This is a genomic window from Burkholderia sp. AU45251, assembly GCF_030482905.1.
Lineage (GTDB): Bacteria > Pseudomonadota > Gammaproteobacteria > Burkholderiales > Burkholderiaceae > Burkholderia > Burkholderia aenigmatica.
This window is the reverse complement of sequence record NZ_JAUJQH010000013.1, coordinates 38,564-56,012: the sequence shown is the minus strand read 5'-3', so window position 1 is coordinate 56,012 and position 17,449 is coordinate 38,564. Positions and strand designations below refer to the sequence as shown.

The window sequence follows — 17,449 nt, the reverse complement described above, 5'->3', positions numbered from 1 at the left end:
CCCGTCCCGCGCGATTCAGGGAGGGTTAGTCGATCAGCTTGCTGTAGGCGGCAGCGTCGAGCAGGTTGTCGGTCGATGCGCCGGCTGCGAGCTTGATCTTGAACAGCCATGCGTCATACGCGTCGCCATTCACGTCTTCCGGGGCGTCGGCCACGTCCGTGTTGATCGCGACCACTTCGCCGGTCACGGGCGAGTAGATGTCCGACGCGGCTTTCACCGATTCGACGACGCCGATCGCGTCGCCTGCCTTCACTTGCGAGCCGACTTTCGGCAGCTCGAGGAACACGATGTCGCCAAGCGTGTTCTGCGCGTGATCGGTGATGCCGATCGACAGCGTGCCGTCTGCTTCGGTGCGGATCCACTCGTGTTCGTCGGTGTACTTCAGATCGGCCGGGACGTTGCTCATCGGATGCTCCTGATAAAAGGGTTTGTTCGTTTTGCTGGCGCGCCGCCGGGGCGCGCCGGGTGTGGTGTTGCGCCGGGCGCCATCTCCCGGCTTCCCGGGAGGCGGGCCTCCCGGCCGTTACGCAGCGAGGACCTTGCCGTTGCGCACGAACGGCAGTTTTACCACGCGCGCGGGAAGATTCTTGTCTCGAATTTGCACCTGGACCAGGTCGCCGATCTGGACGGCCGCCGGCACGCGCGCGAACGCGATCGATTCCTGCATCGACGGCGAGAACGTGCCGCTCGTGATCTCGCCTTCGCCGTGCGGCGTGACGACCTTCTGGTGCGCGCGCAGCACGCCGCCCGCCTTGCCGTTTTCCTTCTGCAGGATCAGGCCGACGAACGCGGCGCGGGTGCCGTTGGCTTCCAGTGCGGCGCGGCCGACGAAGTCGCGCGGCGCGGTGAGGTCGACCGTCCACGCGAGGCCCGCGTCGAGCGGCGACACGGTGTCGTCCATGTCCTGGCCGTACAGGTTCATGCCGGCTTCGAGGCGCAGCGTGTCGCGCGCGCCGAGCCCGCACGGACGCACGCCGTTTTGCTGCAGTGCGTTCCACAGCGCTTCGACGTGCACGGCCGGGACGATCACTTCGAAACCGTCTTCACCGGTGTAGCCGGTGCGTGCGACGGTGAGATCGCCGAACGGCGTGCCGGCGACTTGCGCGGCGTTGAACGGCTTCAGCTCGCTGGTGGCGGCGCGCGCGGTGGGCACCGTCGTCCAGGCCTTTTCGCGGGCGTTCGGGCCTTGAACGGCGACGATCGCGAAATCGCGGCGCGGCGCGATCGTGACGCCGAAGCCGCCTTGCTCGTTCAGCTGGTTGAACCACGCGATGTCTTTCTCGGCCGTGCCGGCGTTGACGACGACGCGGAAGAATTCTTCGGTGAAGTAGTAGACGATCAGGTCGTCGATGACGCCGCCCTGCGGATTGAGCAGGCACGAGTAGAGTGCCTTGCCGGGCGTCTTGAGCTTGCCGACGTTGTTCGCGATCGCATGCTCGAAGAACGCGCGCACGCGGCTGCCGGTGAAATCGACGACGCACATGTGCGACACGTCGAACATGCCGGCGTCGGTGCGCACGGCTTCATGTTCTTCGATTTGCGAGCCGTAGTTGACGGGCATGTCCCAGCCGCCGAAGTCGACCATGCGGGCATTGAGCGCGCGGTGCGCGGCGTTGAGCGGGGTGTGATTCAGTGCAGTCATCGAGGCCTCAGGCAAGGCGCTTGCGCGCGGATCAGAACGGCCATGTGCCGACCACCGAGGCCGACGGCCTGCGAGCGATCCGGTACATGCCCCTCTGTCCTCGATACCTGAGAGATTGCGCTGCCGGCCTGGCCTGGCGAACGCGCGCCCCTTCGGTGGGCAGCTTGCCCGCGCAGCCGATGCGCTGCGGGCTACTGCCGCTCTCCAGAGTGCGGGGAGAGTGTCGCCCGCGCAATGCGCGGACGGGATTCCCCGACGCGGTCGGTCCTTTTGCCTGAGAGTTTGCGGGTGTGCCCCTTCGGCGGCGCAACCGGGTTGAAACAGCCCGGTTACACGCTCTCCCGACGCGTGCGGGCGACTGTACGCGAGCGGGTGGACCTTGTCAATTTGAGCAAAAGAATGTCGCTTCGCGACAAGCGGCGGCAGCCGGTGCCGCCGCTTTTTTCCGCACCGGCGGGCGCCGGCGCGTTACTCGCCGATCGCGCGCGCGGCCGTGTCGAGTTCCTGGTTCAGCACGCGCTGCTCGTCGCCGGACAGGCCGCCGCTGTGCTGCGCGGACATGTCGTTCGATTCCTGGCGGATCACGTCGAGACGATGGTGAAGCTGCGCGCCGTACGGCGGCGGGTAGTAGCCGCCGTTCACGCGCGCATCGATACGGCGGTGCAGGTTGTCGATCCGGCCCTGGATCTGCTGCATCCGCTCGTTCGCGACGACCTGCGGATTCGGCCGCGGCGGGGGCGCCGGGCGGACCGGCTGCTGCGGCTGCACGATACAGGCCGCAAGCGAGGAAACCAGGACGCAGCACGCTGCCGCGCGAATCAACCGTTGCATCAACATTCTCCTGACGGATTGGTGTCGGATCGACTTTTTTGAGAAACGCGTCAGACCGGTCGGACGCTGACTTTCGTTCCCCCGGCATTTGTAACCGAATGTTCGGGGTGATCCAAGTGCACGTGCGCCGGCCGGCCGCTGCCGGCCGGTGCGCGGCGTCAGATCGTGCGGCGCACGAACGGCAGCCGGCGGCCGTCGTGCTCGCTCTGCGCGGCGAGCTCGATGATCGTCATCACGTCGACGGCGTCCTGCGGGGTGACGGGGAACGGCGCGCCGTCGCGGATCGACGCGGCGAGCGCACGGTAGAACTCCGCATACTGGCCGTCGAGCGTCGGCACCGGGCGCTCGACCTCGACGTCGCCGTCGAGCACGCGCAGCAGGCCGGGCGGGTTGCCGCCGCCGAATTCGACGTCGTCCGCGGTGAGGCCGGCCTTGAGCTGGTCCTCCTGCGTGTCGAGCCCGAACTTCTGGTAGCTGCCGCGCGTGCCGTGCAGCGTGAAGCGCGCCGGTTCGATCGCCGACAACGCGCTCGCATGCAGCGCGACGTCCTTGTCCGGATAGCCGAGCTGCAGATGCACGAAATCGGGCGCCGTGCCGTTGTCGCGGCGCGTCTTGACGGTCGCGCCGACCGTTTCCGGCAGGCCGAACAGCGCGAGCGCCTGGTCGATCAGGTGCGGGCCGAGATCGAGCAGCAGGCCGCCGCCGCGAGCGGGCTCCTCGCGCCAGCGCGTGCGCGGCGTGGGCCGGAAGCGGTCGAAGTGCGACGCGAAATAGGTGAGCCGGCCGAGCTCGCCCGATTCGACGATGCGGCGCACGGTGAGGAAATCGCCGTCCCAGCGGCGGTTGTGGAACGGCGCGAACAGCCGGCTGCGCGCGTTCGCGAGCCGCGCGAGCGCGAGCGCCTCGTCGGCGGTGAGCGTGACGGGCTTGTCGACGACCACGTGGCGGCCGGCTTCGAGCACCTGGCGCGCGAGCGCGAAGTGCGTGTCGTTCGGCGTGGCGATCACCACGCATTCGATGTCGTCGAGGCCGAGCAGCGTGTCGAGATCGGGGACGACGCGCGCACCCGGATACGCCGCCTGCGCGCGATCGGGTTGCCCCGTCGCGATCGCGGCGACTTCCGTGCGGCCACTCGTGGCGATCACAGGCGCGTGGAACGTCGCGCCGGCGAAACCGAAACCCATCAATCCAATCCTGAGCAATGACGACATGGCAATCCCTGGCTGCGAACGAAACTAAAGGATGGCGCGCCGAGACGGCGCGAAGACGACCGGCTATTTTGGCACGGCGCCGCCGCTTGCACTGGCGCGTTTGGGCGAAACGCGCGGCGCGAGGCGGCGCTTGCGCAAGGAACGCCAGCAATTTGCGCAGGCCCCCGCCTGCCGCACGCGCGGGGTTGCCCGCCGCCTCACGCGGTGAGCGGCCGGCGCCGGGGCGCTGCGCCGCGTCATGCGGCTGCCCGCTGCCGGACGGCGGCGGCGACCTGGGCAGCCCACGCGGCGCAGGCGGTTGCACCGGGGTGGAAGCCGTCGCTGGCCATCAGGTGGCGCTCGAGCGGCAGCGCGACGCGCAGGAACGTGCAGTGCGGCTGCGTGGCGGCCCAGCCGGCGAGCGCCGTGTTGAGCCGCTTCGCGCGCAACCCGAGATACCACGCGAGCGGCTGCGGCAGCGCCGGAAAGCGCTCCATCGGCGGCACCGCCGACAGGATCGCGTGCCCGACCCGGAAGCGCGCGGCGAGCAACCGGACGAGTTCGGCCTGCTGCGCCTGCCAGCGGGCCGGCGGCACGCCGCCCGTCACGTCGTTGACGCCGAGCGACGTGACGGCCACGTCGAACGGCTCGGCCGGCTCGGCGGCGAGCCAGTCGACGAGCTCCTGCGTGGTGAGGCCCGTGCGCGCGAGCAGCTTCCAGCTCACGCGATGGGGGGCCGCGAGCACGTTCGCCAGTTGCCCGGACAGCGCGTCGCGCTGCGTCGCGACGCCGACGCCCGCGGCGGCCGAATCGCCGACCACCAGCACGCGCAGCGGCGGGCCGTCGCCCGCCACGCCGTCGCGCGGGCCAGCCGCCTCGGGCAGCCGCGGCGTGACGCGGCGCACGTAGCGCCCCTGCGCGAACAGCAGCGGGCCGAGAGCGGCGGTGGCGAACGGGTATCCCATGATGTCGATCCGGTGGCGGTTCAGGTGGTTTATTCAGGTGGTTCAAGCGGGCCGGCGCGGGGCGCCGCCGGGTGGACATATTGTGGCCGATCGGTGCGCGAACGGGGCCGGATTGGCCGAACGGACAGGGGGCGGCCGCGGGATCTGCCCGCGCGGCCCCGTCCGGCGGCGCTCCAGAAAAGCACGCCGCCGACGTGTTAACATGCCCGTCCTGCCCGCGTGTCCGCCTGCTTCGCCAGCCTGCCGCGCACGGCATCCTCCCGGCGTTCCGCCGTCAACCGCAACACCATCCGCCATCATGTCCGCAGGCCTCAATCCCGCCCAGAACGAAGCGGTGCGCTACCTCGACGGTCCCTGTCTCGTGCTCGCCGGCGCGGGCAGCGGCAAGACCCGCGTGATCACGCAGAAGATCGCGCACCTGATCGAAGCCAAAGGCTTCGAGCCGCGCCACATCGCCGCCGTCACGTTCACGAACAAGGCGGCCGCCGAAATGCGCGAGCGCGTGTCGAAGCTGCTCGAGGGCAAGACGCTCACCACGCCCGGCAAGGAAGGCCGCAAGGTGCCCGTCAACCAGCTCACCGTCTGCACGTTCCACTCGCTGGGCGTGCAGATCCTGCGCCAGGAGGCCGAGCACGTCGGCCTGAAGCCGCAGTTCTCGATCATGGATTCGGACGACTGCTTCGGGATGATCCAGGAGCAGATCGGCACGACCGACAAGGGTCTGATCCGCAAGATCCAGAGCACCATCTCGCTGTGGAAGAACGGCCTGATCATGCCCGAGGAAGCGATGACGATCGCGGCCACCGAGGACGAGCACCAGGCCGCGCTGGTCTACCGCAACTACGTCGCGACGCTGCATGCGTACCAGGCGGTCGACTTCGACGACCTGATCCGCCTGCCCGCCGAGCTGTTCGCGAAGAACGAGCAGGTGCGCGACCGCTGGCAGAACAAGCTGCGCTACCTGCTGATCGACGAGTACCAGGACACCAACGCGTGCCAGTACGAGCTGCTGAAGCTGCTCGCGGGCCCGCGCGCCGCCTTCACCGCGGTGGGCGACGACGACCAGGCGATCTACGGCTGGCGCGGCGCGACGCTCGAGAACCTCGCGCAGCTCGGCAAGGATTTCCCGAAACTGCACCTGGTCAAGCTCGAGCAGAACTACCGGTCGACGGTGCGCATCCTGACCGCCGCGAACAACGTGATCGCGAACAACCCGAAGCTGTTCGAGAAGAAGCTGTGGTCCGAGCACGGGATGGGCGATTCGATCACCGTCACGCCGTGCAACGACGAGGAGCATGAAGCCGAATCGGTCGTATTCCGGCTGTCCGCGCACAAGTTCGAGCGGCGCGCGCAGTTCCGCGACTACGCGATCCTGTATCGCGGCAACTTCCAGGCGCGGATCTTCGAGCAGGTGCTGCGGCGCGAGCGGATCCCGTACGTGCTGTCCGGCGGCCAGTCGTTCTTCGACAAGGCCGAGATCAAGGATCTGTGCGCGTACCTGCGGCTGATCGCGAACGCTGACGACGATCCCGCATTCATCCGCGCGGTCACCACGCCGCGCCGCGGGATCGGCAACACGACGCTCGAGGCGCTCGGCTCGTTCGCGGGGCAGGCGAAGGTGTCGCTGTTCGAGGCCGTGTACATGGGCGGGATCGAGGCGCGGCTGTCCGCTCGGCAGGTCGAGCCGCTGCGGATGTTCTGCGACTTCATCCAGCGCCTGACCGAGCGCGCGGACAAGGATCCCGCGACCGCCGTGCTCGACGACATGATGGAGGCGATCCACTACGAGGCGTACCTGTACGACGCGTTCGACGAGCGGCAGGCGCAGTCGAAGTGGCAGAACGTGCTCGAATTCCTCGAATGGCTGAAGCGCAAGGGCACCAAGCCCGAGACGGAGGCCGTCGACGGCGAGGCGCAAGGTTTTCACAACGCGGACGGGCTTGCCGATACGGGCAAGAACCTGCTCGGCCTGATCCAGACCGTCGCGCTGATGTCGATGCTCGAGGGCAAGGACGAGGATCCGGACGCCGTGCGGCTGTCGACCGTCCATGCGTCGAAGGGGCTCGAGTATCCGCACGTGTTCCTGGTGGGAGTCGAGGAAGGCATCATGCCGCACCGCGGCGGCTCCGAGGACGACGGCCCGATCGACAACGAGCGGATCGAGGAGGAGCGCCGGCTGATGTACGTCGCGATCACGCGCGCGCAGCGCAGCCTGCATCTGAACTGGTGCAAGAAGCGCAAGCGGGCGCGCGAGACGGTCGTGTGCGAACCGTCTCGCTTCATCCCGGAGATGGGGCTCGACGAGGCGCCGCCGCCCACGCCGGAAGAGGCGCCGATGTCGCCGAAGGACCGGCTCGCGAGCCTGAAGGCATTGCTGCAGAAGTGACGCGCCGCCGCCGGGCGCGCGGTGTTCCGGCGATCCAGTGGTCCGCCGGCAAAACAAAACCCCCGCGATGCGTGTGCGTCGCGGGGGTTTTTTACTGACGGCCGGGTGGGCTTACTTCGCCGCGTTGACCATGTAGTCGACGGCGGCCTTCACGTCGGCGTCCGACGCGCTCGACCCACCCTTCGGCGGCATCGCTCCCTTGCCGTGCAGCGCGTAGTTGTAGACCGTATCCATCGAGTCCTTCAGGCGCGGCGCCCAGTCTTCCTTGCTGCCGAACTTCGGCGCGCCGAGCACGCCCGCCGCGTGGCAGGCCTGGCAGGTCGACGTGTACAGCGCCTTGCCGGCGTCGGCGCCGGCCGGGGCAGCAGCGGCTGCGGGCGCTTCTCCGGCCTTCGGGATCGCGGCGATCGCGGCCTGCGCGGCGGCGATCTGCGCGCTCGCGGCGTCGGTCGCGCCCGATGCGGCTGCGGCGCCGCTGGCGGCCGGTGCCGCGCTGGCGGCCGGCGCGGCCGGTTCGGGGAAGTTCGCGCCGTCGTTGTTCGCCATGTAGACGATCGCACGGGCGATTTCATAATCGCTGACGTCGTCGGGGCTCGTGCCGCCGCGCGGCGGCATCGCGCCCTTGCCGGCCAGGGCCGTCTTCAGCAGCGTGTCGAAGCCTTGCGAGATGCGCGGCGCCCAGTCGTCCTTGTTGCCGAATTTCGGCGCGCCGGCGGCACCCGTGCCGTGACAGGTCACGCAGACGGCCTTGTAGACTTCTTCGCCGGTCTTGTACGTGCGGGGCGCGTTGGCGTCCTTCACGTCGACCTTCGCGAGCGGGGCGATACGCGCGGCGACCTGTTGGTCGGATAGCGCGTCCGTGCCGGCGCCGGAACGGAACGCATGGTTCGCGTAGTTGGCGAACAGGACGATCAGGATGATCGGAATCGCGAACGACGCGATGATGACGGCAATCAGCTGCCCGGGAGTTTTGACGGGAGATTCGTGGGGTGCTTCGCTCATGCTTGCCTCGTCTCCGTGATTAGGAATTGTGAGCGCGGTGCAACGGCAAATGGCAGTCCAATGAAGCCCGGTCGATTATAGACGGAACGTTTACATCACGGCGAGCGGTGCGATGGCGCGTGTTTACCCGCACGCGGCCCGGCCCGGCGGGGATTCGTCGGGCAAGGTGGACGCGCCATGGGAAACCGGGTATCCTTGCCGTCTTGCCAATCGTGGGCGGCCTGTATATTGGGGTCGCTTCATTGTCACAGGCGCCCGTAGCTCAATGGATAGAGTACTGCCCTCCGAAGGCAGGGGTTGCTGGTTCGATCCCAGCCGGGCGCGCCAAAACATGCCTGTTCAGGCACTCGTCGGTTTCGCCGTCTCGTCGTTTTCCCGTTTGCAGTAATATCCCGGCCAGTCGGCGGTTGTCCGCGTGGCGGTTTTCGATCGCGTGCGCCGGGCGACGACCGAATCTCCGGGACTCCGGTACCCCGAACCGACGAATACGCAGAACCGCATGCAACCGCTACCGATGCCGGTCAACAGCCACGACCTCGTGGCCGTTTCCGTGATCGACTCGCCGAGTCCCCACGTGTTGCGCGCAACGGTGCAGCACATCTATTCCTGCCGTCATGGCATCACGCCGGACCATCTCGGCACGGTGTTGCAGTTCTACAGCGGGCCGATGACCTGGGGCAACCTCGCGCTCGAGGTCGGTGAATGTGGACTGCTGTTTGTCCACAAGGTGTCGGGAATCTTCAATGAATACCCGTGGCGCGGGCACATGGTGCTGGAAGAGGTGGATGGCGAACGCTACGCCCGCCTGCAATATCCAGACGTGTGGCTGAGGCCCAATCTGCCCGAAGCGGTCAGGGCGGCGTCGTATGCGCATCCGACCCGGCGCAACCATTCGCTGGTCCGGTTCGACGTGCTCGAAGCCCATCTGAAGGTGCTGATTGAAAATGTCGATCGAAACGAGAAATAGCCGCGTCGCCTCGCGGGCGGCGATCACTGCATGAGCCAATCACTCCCCGTTCAATTCATCAACGGGCCGGACGGTACGCCGGCCTTCGTCGTGATTCCGTACGCCGACTATGTCGCGCAGCAACGGGTCACGCGCGACCCGGTTCCGCATGAAGTCGTGACGCGCGCCGTGTTCGACGGCAGCTCGCCCGCGCGCGCATGGCGCGAATATCTCGGGCTGACGCGGGCCGAGGTCGCGCAGCGGATCGGCATCAGTCGGTCGGACTACGCGAAACGCGAGAAGCGCGAGAAGCTGCGCAAGTCGGTGCGCAGGAAGATCGCGGCCGCGCTCGGCATCACGCTCGCGCAGCTCGATTTCTGACGCGCGGCGCGGCAAACGCGCCTGATGCCCCGGGCGCGGCCGGCGTGCCGGTGTCGTGTTGCCTCGTCGTTGTGCGAGAATCGTCCGCAACGACAACTCCAAGCGTCGATCGCGGCGGCCGTCCGCGCATCGCGCCGACTCCCGATGGCTGCCCTCCCGTCTACCTTGACCGCAGTCGATGTCCGTGCGCTGACCGATGCGCAGCAGGCGCTGCTCGCGCGTCTCGACACCTATTCCCCCGACGACCCGAACGCGCCGCTACCGTACAGCCGGCGGCTGGCCGAAGCCGAAGGCTGGTCGCAGGCGCACGCGCTGTCTGTGATCGACGAATACAAGCGCTTCGCGTTTCTCGCGCAGGCCGCCGGACACCCGGTCACGCCGTCGGTCGCGGTTGACGCCGCGTGGCATTTCCACCTGCAATACACGCTCGAATACTGGGACGTGTTCTGCGCCGGCGTGCTGCGCGCGCGGTTGCATCACATGCCCGGCACGGGCGCGCCGGACGAGGCCGCCGTGTACGCGCAGCGTTACCGCGACACGCTGGACAGCTATCGCCGGCTGTTCGGTTGCGAGCCGCCCGAGTCGATCTGGCCGCCGCCGCCCGGTCTGCGCGACGCGTCCGGAGCGCCGCAGCCGGAACCGCCAGCCGTGAGCGGGGCGCAGGAGGCGGATTCGCCGACCGCCCCGCCGGCAGGCAGGACCTGGCGCGACCGGTTGCCGAAGCTCGCGTGGCCGGCGGCCGCTGCGAGCGTCGCCGCGACCTGCGCATCGGCGCAGGACCTCAACGTGCTGAACTACGCGGGCCCGCAGTTTCTTGCGTTCTACGTGCCGGCGTGCGTCGTCGCGTTGTTGTTGATCATGGTGCTGCAGGCGATCGAGTTCCGGCGCCGCCGGTGGGGCGGGCGCGCGCGCAAGGCGTCGGCCGACCTGAGCACCGACGAAGTCGCCTATCTCACCGGCGGCGAAGCACGGGTCGCCCAAGTCGTGACGATGTCGCTCGCGCATGCGGGCGCGGTCGACCTGTGGACGGTCCCCGGACAGGGCGGCTACGTGCAGATCGCCGACCTGGACCGCGCGGGCCGGCATGACGACCACTGCGCGTGGCTCAAGGAGCGGCCGTCCGGCACCGTGCGCTACGACCTGTTTCGCGAGCGGCTCGCCGGGTACGCGCAGGAGGTCGTCGACGGGATGCGCGCGCAGGGTTGGCTCTGGGCGCCCGGCGAGATGCGCGCGTCGCGCATGGCCGCGCGTGCGATCGTGCTGATCGTGCTGGGCATCGGCGCCGCGAAACTCGCGATCGGCCTGAGCCGCGGGCGGCCCGTGCTGCTGCTTGCCGTCTGCATGGTGGTGTTCGCGGTCGCATACCGGCTCGTCGCGCGGCGGCTGACCGGCTTCGGGCGTGGCGGGGCGACGGCTGCGGGGCGAGCCGCGCTGCTCGCGCGCCGGATCGCGCACGATCCACGGGCCGCACGCAACCCGCGACCCACGCCCGATACGCAGGCCGCGCAACCGGCGCAGGATCGCGAACGCGGCGATCCGGACCCGCTGCTGTGGACTGCTGCTCTGTTCGGCACGGCCGCGTTGGCCGGCACCGCCTGGTCGGTGTATTCGCAAACCGTGCAGACGGCGTCGCGGATGTCGTCGCTGGTTGCCGCGAAAGCGGGCAGCGGCAGTTCGTTCGATGCGTCGGACAGCAGTTGCTCGTCGTCGAGCTGCAGTTCGTCGAGTTCGTGCAGTTCCAGCTCGTGCAGTTCGAGCAGCTGCGGCGGGTGTTCGTCGAGTAACTGAGCGCGGGTGGTGCGGCGGCGCGTGTCGTATTCGGCAAGGCGTACGTCGGCTGGCCGGGAGTACCGCACGCCCGATCGACCAGACAAAAAAATGCCCGCACAAGGCGGGCACGAGTCGAACGAGCACGCCCTCACTTCGGCGTGTAGTGCTTGTTGTTCGTGGGTGCGTATCGCCGCAGGCGATGCGCTGCGCGTTCTTACAGGCGTGCCATGTCGTGATACTCGCCGACGGCCTGCACGCGGCCCATCGCGACGTGATACTCGTCGGTGAGCTCGCGCTGGGCGCGATGCGCGTTGGCGACGACGCTTTCGTTGCTGGCCTGAATGCGGCGAATGGCGGCGATGCCTTCCGGCGGCTGGTTAGGGGTCAGCGCCATGACGAGCGGCGAGCGGACTTCCGCAAGGCGTGCGACTTCCGTCCAGTCGGCCATTGCGGTCGCGTGCTCGATGTCGTCGGTCAGCGCATTCAAACGCTCGATCAGTTCGTGCTGTTCCATGGTCGATTCCATTCGCGTCGGTTACTTGTTGTTCGACATCGCGCCGGCACTGTTCTGGCCGCCGAACAGCTGCGTCAGGTACTGCGAATTGTTGTTCATCGTCGCCATCAGCGTGTTGAGCGCGGTGAATTGTGCCTGGTACTGGTTCGTCAGCTGCGTCGCGTAGTTCGACAGCGTCGTCTGCTGTTGCGCGATGCTCTTCAGGTCGGCATTGAGCGCGGACGTCCGCAGGTCGATCAGGCCGCCCGTCTTCGTAAAGTTGTTGATTGCCGTCGACATCCGCGCGCCGACGCCGTTCGTCGAATTGAAGAGCGCGGCGACGCTGGCCGGGTTGCTCTGCAGCGCGGTATTGAGCTTGGTGCTGTCGGTCTGCAGCGTGCCGTCGGCTTGCAGCGTGATGCCGATCGACGACAGCGTGATCGTCGAGCTGCCGCTCTTCACGCCTTGCGTCACGAGCGATGCGAGCGTGTTCTTGACCGTGCTCAGCGTCGAGTCGCCGAGCAGCGGGCCTTGCGTCGCTGCCCCCGCCGTGAACTGGGTGAGCGTGCCCATCGTCGTGACGAGCGTGTTGTAGAGGTTCACGAAGTTGTTGATCGCCGTTGCCTGCGACTTCGTGTCGGATGCGATCGTCAGCGTCTGGGCCTGCGCGGCGCCGACCGCGGCAGACGTCAGGTTCAGCGTGACGCCGGCGATCGCGGTGGTGACCGTGTTGGTCGAGCTCGTTGCGCTGATCCCGTTGATCGAGAAGGCGGCATCCTGGGCCGGGGTGCTCTGCGTCCACGCGGCGCTGCTGTTGGCCGACGTGAAGGTCGACGGGCCGCCGTTCTGTCCGGGAACCGACTTGACGCCGAGATTCGACAGCCCGGCGTCGCCGCTCAGGTTGCTGACCGCAACGCTGATCGTGTTGGACGCGCCGGTGGCCGCCGAGCTCAACACGAGGTGGGCGCCGTCGGTGCCGGTGACGACCGTCGCCGTGATGCCCGGGTTGCCGGATGCGCCGTTGATCGCGGCCGCGATGCCCGCCACCGTGTTGTTCGAGCTGTCGATGTTGACGGAGAACGACTGATTGCCCAGCGACAGGGCCAGCGTGCCGTTGCCGAGGCCCTTGGTCGGATCGGCGAAGCCGGTGGACGACAACGCCTGCGCCGCGGCGATCTGGGTGACGTTCACGTTGTAGGTGCCGGCGACCGCGCCCTGGCCGGCCGTCGCGGTGAGGCCGTTGCCGCTGGGCGTCGCGGTGAAGGTGCTCTGCAGCGAGCCGTTGGAGAGCGTCGTCAGGCTCGCCTGCAGCGCGCTCAGCGCGGAAGACAGCGTGCCGAACGCGGAAATCTGGGTGTTGTCGGTGGTTTGCTTGGCGGTCAGCGCGGAGGTCTGGCCGGCCGTTTTCGCATTCACGAGCGCCGTCACGAGCGAGTTGACGTCCATCGTCGAGTTGCCGGTCGAGCCGCTGATGATCGACTGCGCAGCTTGCTGAAGCGCGCTGTTCGCATTGGCGCTGGACGTATTGGTGTTGACGGTGGACATGTGACGACTCCGTGCCTGGGATGAGCGATGCGTATCTGGTGATCGAATGCGTATTGCGCGAAGGCTTTGGGTTGTCGCGATTCAGGCAGCCGAATCGCGCAAGCCAAAGCGCCCGGGGCGCCGCGCGATGCGTTGCGCGGGGCCCCGGGCGAGACGCCGTGAAGCGATTACTGCAGGAGCTTCAGGACCTGCTGCGGCAGCGAGTTCGCTTGTGCGAGCACCGAGATGCCTGCTTGTTGCAGCACCTGTGCCTTGCTCAGGTTCGCGGTTTCCTGCGCGAAGTTCGCGTCCTGGATTTGCGACTGGGCTTGCGACAGGTTGGTCGCTTGCGCTTGCTGCGTCGTGCTGATCGCGGTGAAGCGGTTTTGCGCGGCGCCCAGCGTTGCCTGGATGTTGTTCACCGTGGCCAGCGCGTTGTCGATCGATTCCATTGCCTGGTTGGCGCCGGCCGTCGTGCTGATGTTGATGTCGGCGACGCGCGGCGGCACGTTGGCGAGGTTGGTCGAGTTGATTGCGCTCTGCGAAGCCAGGCCTTGGGTCGTCGCGTTGGTCGTCGCGGTGCCGATGGTGGCATTCAGCGTAAGCGAAGCGCCGGCCCCCGCCGTCGCAGCGGTGATGGAGAACACCTTGCTGGTGACGCCGGCCGCCAGTGCGTTGCCGTTCTGATCCTGGAACGTGAAGCCGCCTGCGCCGTCCGACAGCACGGAGATCGACGTGATGGTTGCGCCCGATTCGTTCGGGGCAATAAAGCCGCCGTTCGAATCCAGGCTGAGGCCGGTGATCGTGCCAATCGCGGCGCCAGCGGCCGGGCGGCCGGCTACGCCGGAGCCGTTCGGAGCGTTGGTGGCGTTGATCGCGGTAACCGAGCTGGTCGTCGCGGCGGTTGCTGCTGCCGGAACGCTGGTGATCGAACCCAGTGCGCCGGTTGCCAACGGGGTCAGCGAAAGTGCCGTACCCGCGCCGGCCGTATTGGCGCCGAACAGGCTCGTGACCGCGCCGCTTGCCAGAGCCTGGTTGTTCTGGTCGGTAAACTTGAAGCCGCCCTGGCCGTCGGACAGGATGTTGATCGTCGTGATCGACGGCGTTTGCGTGCCGGTCGTCGCTGCGCCGGCGCTCGTCAGGCTCAGGCCCGTGAGCTGGCCGAGCGTCGCGCCGTTCGTCGGCAGGCCCGTGCCCATGCTTGCTGCCGAGACGCTTTGCGTCAGGTTCAGCGTGATGGTTTGACCGACGTTCGCGCCGACCTGGAAGCTGACGTTACCGGCCGACCCGTCGAGCAGGTTCTTGCCGTTGTAGTTCGTCTGCGAAGCGATACGGTTCACTTCGGAGATCTGCTGCGAAACTTCCTGTTGCAGCGCTTGCTGGTCGCTGGTCGACAGCGAGCCGCTCGATGCCTGAACGGCCAGCTGGCGGATACGCTGCAGGCTCGACGTGATCTGCGACAGGCCGCTCGACGCGGTCTGGATCATCGACACGCCGTCGTTCGAGTTCGACACGCCCTGGTTCAGGCCGTTGATCTGCGTCTGCATCCGGGTTGCGATCGCGAGACCGGCTGCATCGTCTGCTGCGCTGTTGATGCGCTTGCCCGACGACAGGCGGGTGATTGCCTGCGACAGGGCGTTCTGCGAGCCGTTGAGGTTCTGCTGTGCAACCAGCGAGTTGATGTTGCTGTTAATTCCGAGCATGGAAATTCTCCTGTTTAAGCCGAAAGCCCTGGAAAGCCGTTTTGGCGTCGGCGGAAGCACTCGTTCATTGCTGGCCGCCTCAGAGCAGGATTTCGGCGCACCAAAACAAAACTTGAGGGGCACGTTGAGATTCGGCCCGATTTTTTATCCTTCTTTGTCATTTCGGACGGGCCCGGCGCGATGCCGAATGAAACGGGGGCAAAAACAGGATGGCGGCCGGCTCCGGCACGCAGTCGCAACGCTGTGCACACGCAAGCGACAAAAGGGTGGTTTTGTCTGTGATTCCCTGCTATGATGGCGGGCTGAATTGAGATTTCTGTCACGCCTCTGCCGTTTTCGGCATGTCTGCTGGCAGTCAAACGCGGCGCTGCACGCGGCTTGTGAAGCGTACTCGCGGTGCTTTCCGCCTCTCTTTTCCGGCCTCCGAGGCCGTATTTCCGCTCGTTTCGCCTGTTTGTGGGGACGCTCGGATGGCCGGTGCGTGGCGCTTGGCCGCTACGTTTTTGACCGTTTAAGCAATTTAGGAACGACATGACGACGATTCTTCTGAAAGAAAACGAGCCGTTCGAAGTGGCGATTCGCCGCTTTCGCCGTGCTATCGAAAAAAATGGCCTGATCGCTGAACTGCGCGAGCGCCAGTCCTACGAAAAGCCGACCGCAGTCCGCAAGCGTAAGAAGGCAGCAGCCGTCAAGCGCCTGCACAAGCGCCTGCGCAGCCAGATGCTGCCGAAGAAGCTCCACTAAGAGCGTCTGACGGTTCGCCGCGAAACGGCGGAGCGTGCTTCGAAAGAAGCCGCTCCGCCGTTTTGCTTTTGGGAGCCGGGAAAATCCCGAGGCCGTGACGGCTCCGGTGCGCCCGGCGCCGTCAGCCCGCGTTGCGCCGGCGTGCCGGCTGCTTGCCGCCGAGCGCCGCGCATTGCGCGTGGCACGGGCAGCCGATCTCGTGATCGTTGACCATGCCGGTGGCCTGCATCAGTGCATAGCAGATCGTCGAGCCGACGAACTTGCAGCCGTACGCCTTCAGCGCCTTGCTGAGCGCGTCGGACTGTTCGGTCGACGCGGGGGCGTCGCGGTACGACTGCCACGCGTTCTGGATCGGCGTATCCCCGACGAACGACCACAGGAACGCGGCGAGCGACCCGTGCTCTTCGCGAATGCGCTGCACCGCGCGCGCATTGGTGACCGCCGACTCGACCTTCGCGCGGTTGCGCACGATACCGGGATTCTCCAGCAACTTCTCGATGCGCTTCGACGTGAAGCGCGCGACGGCATCGACGTCGAAATCCGCAAAGGCCTCGCGATAACCCGCGCGCTTGTTCAGGATCGTCGACCACGACAGCCCGGCCTGCGCCCCTTCCAGGATCAGCATTTCGAAGAGGTGGCGATCGTCGTGCGACGGCACGCCCCACTCGGTATCGTGATAGTGAGCGTCCGCTTCCGTCTTCACCCAGTTGCACCGCTGCGACATCGTCTGCCTCGTTTTCAGTATCGACTCGAACGCGTCAGCATAGCGTAAGCCCTTTTCGCGGGACAATCGGCCGAACGGCAGATGGGCGCGCGGCGCCGATCCGGTTAAGCTTGGCGCCTGTTCGAATCAGCGGGATGAAGGCATGGCGGCATTACTTTTTGCGATCGGCATCGACGGCGGCGGCACGGGTACGCGCGCAGTGCTGGCCGACCGGCACGGGCGCGAACTCGCACAGGGGCGCGGCGGCCCGTCGGGGCTCGGGCTCGGCATCGAGCGCGCGTGGGCATCGATCGGTGCGGCCTGCGCGGACGCGTTCACCCAGGCCGGTCTCGCATTCAGCTGGTCGCAGTGCGCGCTCGGTTGCGGGCTCGCGGGCGTCAACAACGCGGCATGGCTGGCCGCGTTCCGCGCGCAGGCGCCGCTCGGCGCGCTGGCGGTCGAGAGCGATGCGTATACGACCGTCGTCGGCGCACACGGCGGCGCGCCGGGGCTGATCGTCGCGCTCGGCACCGGCAGTATCGCGGCGGCGCTCGACGCGGCCGGCGCGTGCCGGATCGCGGGCGGCTTCGGCTTTCCGTCCGGCGACGAGGCGAGCGGCGCATGGCTCGGCGTGCGTGCGCTCGCGTACGCGCAGCAGGCGCTCGACGGCCGCGTGCCGCGCGATGCGTTCGCCAGCGCGCTGCTCGCGGAAACGGGCGCGCAGGATCGCGACACGCTCGTCCAGTGGTCATGCGATGCGAACCAGACGATCTACGCACGGCTTGCGCCGATCGTGTTCGCGCACCGTTCGCATCCGGTCGCGGGCGCACTGATCGCGCAGGCGGGCGACGAGATCGGCAAGATGATCGACGCGCTCGATCCGCAGCAGGCGCTGCCGGTCGCGCTGTGCGGCGGATTGGCGGACGCACTGGCACCAGCCGTGCCGGCGCGTCATGCAGCCCGGCTGCGCGCGCCGCTCGACGATTCGGCGCACGGCGCGCTACGGCTCGCGCTGCAAGCGCTGCGGGAAGCGGAAGGCGGTTGAAGGCGTTCGAGGCGTGCTTGAAGGCGCCACGAGGCGGGGCCGCTGGCGGAGATCGACCGGGAACCGTCCGGCGGGCAACCGGGCACGACGTTAGAATGACCGTTCCGCAGAGCCCTGAGCGCCA

The 17,449-nt window shown here is 67.6% G+C and carries 16 protein-coding genes, 1 tRNA gene and 2 riboswitches; of the genes, 7 read left to right on the top strand and 10 right to left on the bottom strand.

From position 1 onward, the window contains the following. Positions 1-25: 25 nt before the first annotated feature. From gcvH to QZM67_RS23730, 5 genes are all read right to left on the bottom strand, one after another. Complete coding sequence (gene gcvH, locus QZM67_RS23750) at positions 26-406, bottom strand: glycine cleavage system protein GcvH (RefSeq protein WP_043184996.1); 381 nt, start codon at positions 404-406, stop codon at positions 26-28. 117 nt (positions 407-523) lie between these two features. Then, the gene (gene gcvT, locus QZM67_RS23745; RefSeq protein WP_301807025.1) at positions 524-1,642 is read right to left on the bottom strand and encodes a glycine cleavage system aminomethyltransferase GcvT; all 1,119 of its coding nucleotides are present in this window, start codon (positions 1,640-1,642) and stop codon (positions 524-526) included. An 84-nt stretch (positions 1,643-1,726) separates the two neighbouring features. Then, positions 1,727-1,860: riboswitch (glycine riboswitch) on the bottom strand. Between the two features lie 33 nt (positions 1,861-1,893). Then, positions 1,894-1,996, bottom strand: a riboswitch (glycine riboswitch). A 114-nt stretch (positions 1,997-2,110) separates the two neighbouring features. Then, complete coding sequence (locus tag QZM67_RS23740) at positions 2,111-2,473, bottom strand: hypothetical protein (RefSeq protein WP_011350564.1); 363 nt, start codon at positions 2,471-2,473, stop codon at positions 2,111-2,113. A gap of 158 nt (positions 2,474-2,631) precedes the next feature. Continuing rightward, positions 2,632-3,684: an oxidoreductase gene (locus tag QZM67_RS23735; RefSeq protein ID WP_301807023.1), complete on the bottom strand. Its 1,053-nt coding sequence runs from the start codon at positions 3,682-3,684 to the stop codon at positions 2,632-2,634. A gap of 236 nt (positions 3,685-3,920) precedes the next feature. Then, on the bottom strand, positions 3,921-4,628 hold the full coding sequence (locus QZM67_RS23730) for an SGNH/GDSL hydrolase family protein (RefSeq protein WP_301807021.1): 708 nt from the start codon (positions 4,626-4,628) through the stop codon (positions 3,921-3,923). A gap of 298 nt (positions 4,629-4,926) precedes the next feature. On the opposite strand from QZM67_RS23730, the gene QZM67_RS23725 reads away from it, so the two are divergent. Continuing rightward, entirely contained in the window at positions 4,927-7,014 is a 2,088-nt protein-coding gene (locus QZM67_RS23725) for a UvrD-helicase domain-containing protein (protein ID WP_175023434.1), read from the top strand. Positions 7,015-7,125: 111 nt separating this feature from the next. Here QZM67_RS23725 and QZM67_RS23720 read toward each other — a convergent pair whose 3' ends face one another. Further along, on the bottom strand, positions 7,126-8,016 hold the full coding sequence (locus tag QZM67_RS23720) for a cytochrome c5 family protein (protein ID WP_301807018.1): 891 nt from the start codon (positions 8,014-8,016) through the stop codon (positions 7,126-7,128). A gap of 251 nt (positions 8,017-8,267) precedes the next feature. Here QZM67_RS23720 and QZM67_RS23715 point away from each other — a divergent pair. The 4 genes from QZM67_RS23715 to QZM67_RS23700 all read left to right on the top strand — a co-directional run bounded on the left by QZM67_RS23715 (position 8,268) and on the right by QZM67_RS23700 (position 11,131). After that, positions 8,268-8,343: transfer RNA gene (locus QZM67_RS23715), tRNA-Arg, on the top strand. 172 nt (positions 8,344-8,515) lie between these two features. Beyond that, positions 8,516-8,983 carry a hypothetical protein gene (locus tag QZM67_RS23710; protein ID WP_301807016.1) on the top strand — a complete coding sequence of 156 codons (468 nt, stop codon included), beginning with the start codon at positions 8,516-8,518 and terminating at the stop codon, positions 8,981-8,983. Between the two features lie 30 nt (positions 8,984-9,013). After that, on the top strand, positions 9,014-9,343 hold the full coding sequence (locus tag QZM67_RS23705; RefSeq protein ID WP_043185016.1) for a helix-turn-helix domain-containing protein: 330 nt from the start codon (positions 9,014-9,016) through the stop codon (positions 9,341-9,343). Positions 9,344-9,487: 144 nt separating this feature from the next. After that, on the top strand, positions 9,488-11,131 hold the full coding sequence (locus QZM67_RS23700) for a TIGR04222 domain-containing membrane protein (protein ID WP_301807014.1): 1,644 nt from the start codon (positions 9,488-9,490) through the stop codon (positions 11,129-11,131). A gap of 196 nt (positions 11,132-11,327) precedes the next feature. On the opposite strand, the gene QZM67_RS23695 is transcribed toward QZM67_RS23700, so the two are convergent. The 3 genes from QZM67_RS23695 to QZM67_RS23685 form a co-directional block, all read right to left on the bottom strand. Then, positions 11,328-11,627, bottom strand: a complete 300-nt coding sequence (locus tag QZM67_RS23695; protein ID WP_175026529.1) for a flagellar protein FliT — start codon at positions 11,625-11,627, stop codon at positions 11,328-11,330. Positions 11,628-11,648: 21 nt separating this feature from the next. Then, on the bottom strand, positions 11,649-13,151 hold the full coding sequence (fliD, locus tag QZM67_RS23690) for a flagellar filament capping protein FliD (protein ID WP_301807011.1): 1,503 nt from the start codon (positions 13,149-13,151) through the stop codon (positions 11,649-11,651). Between the two features lie 167 nt (positions 13,152-13,318). Then, a complete protein-coding gene (locus tag QZM67_RS23685; protein WP_301807009.1) occupies positions 13,319-14,833 on the bottom strand; it encodes a flagellin in 1,515 nt (504 codons plus the stop codon). A gap of 531 nt (positions 14,834-15,364) precedes the next feature. On the opposite strand from QZM67_RS23685, the gene rpsU reads away from it, so the two are divergent. Next, positions 15,365-15,577, top strand: coding sequence for a 30S ribosomal protein S21 (gene rpsU, locus QZM67_RS23680; RefSeq protein WP_006401410.1), 213 nt, complete (start codon positions 15,365-15,367; stop codon positions 15,575-15,577). 121 nt (positions 15,578-15,698) lie between these two features. Here the strand turns inward: rpsU and QZM67_RS23675 are convergent, their stop codons facing one another. Continuing rightward, positions 15,699-16,301 (bottom strand): DNA-3-methyladenine glycosylase I, encoded by a 603-nt coding sequence (locus QZM67_RS23675; protein WP_301807007.1) that lies wholly within the window; start codon positions 16,299-16,301, stop codon positions 15,699-15,701. A gap of 142 nt (positions 16,302-16,443) precedes the next feature. On the opposite strand from QZM67_RS23675, the gene QZM67_RS23670 reads away from it, so the two are divergent. After that, positions 16,444-17,325 carry a BadF/BadG/BcrA/BcrD ATPase family protein gene (locus tag QZM67_RS23670; RefSeq protein ID WP_175026532.1) on the top strand — a complete coding sequence of 294 codons (882 nt, stop codon included), beginning with the start codon at positions 16,444-16,446 and terminating at the stop codon, positions 17,323-17,325. Positions 17,326-17,449 lie beyond the last annotated feature (124 nt).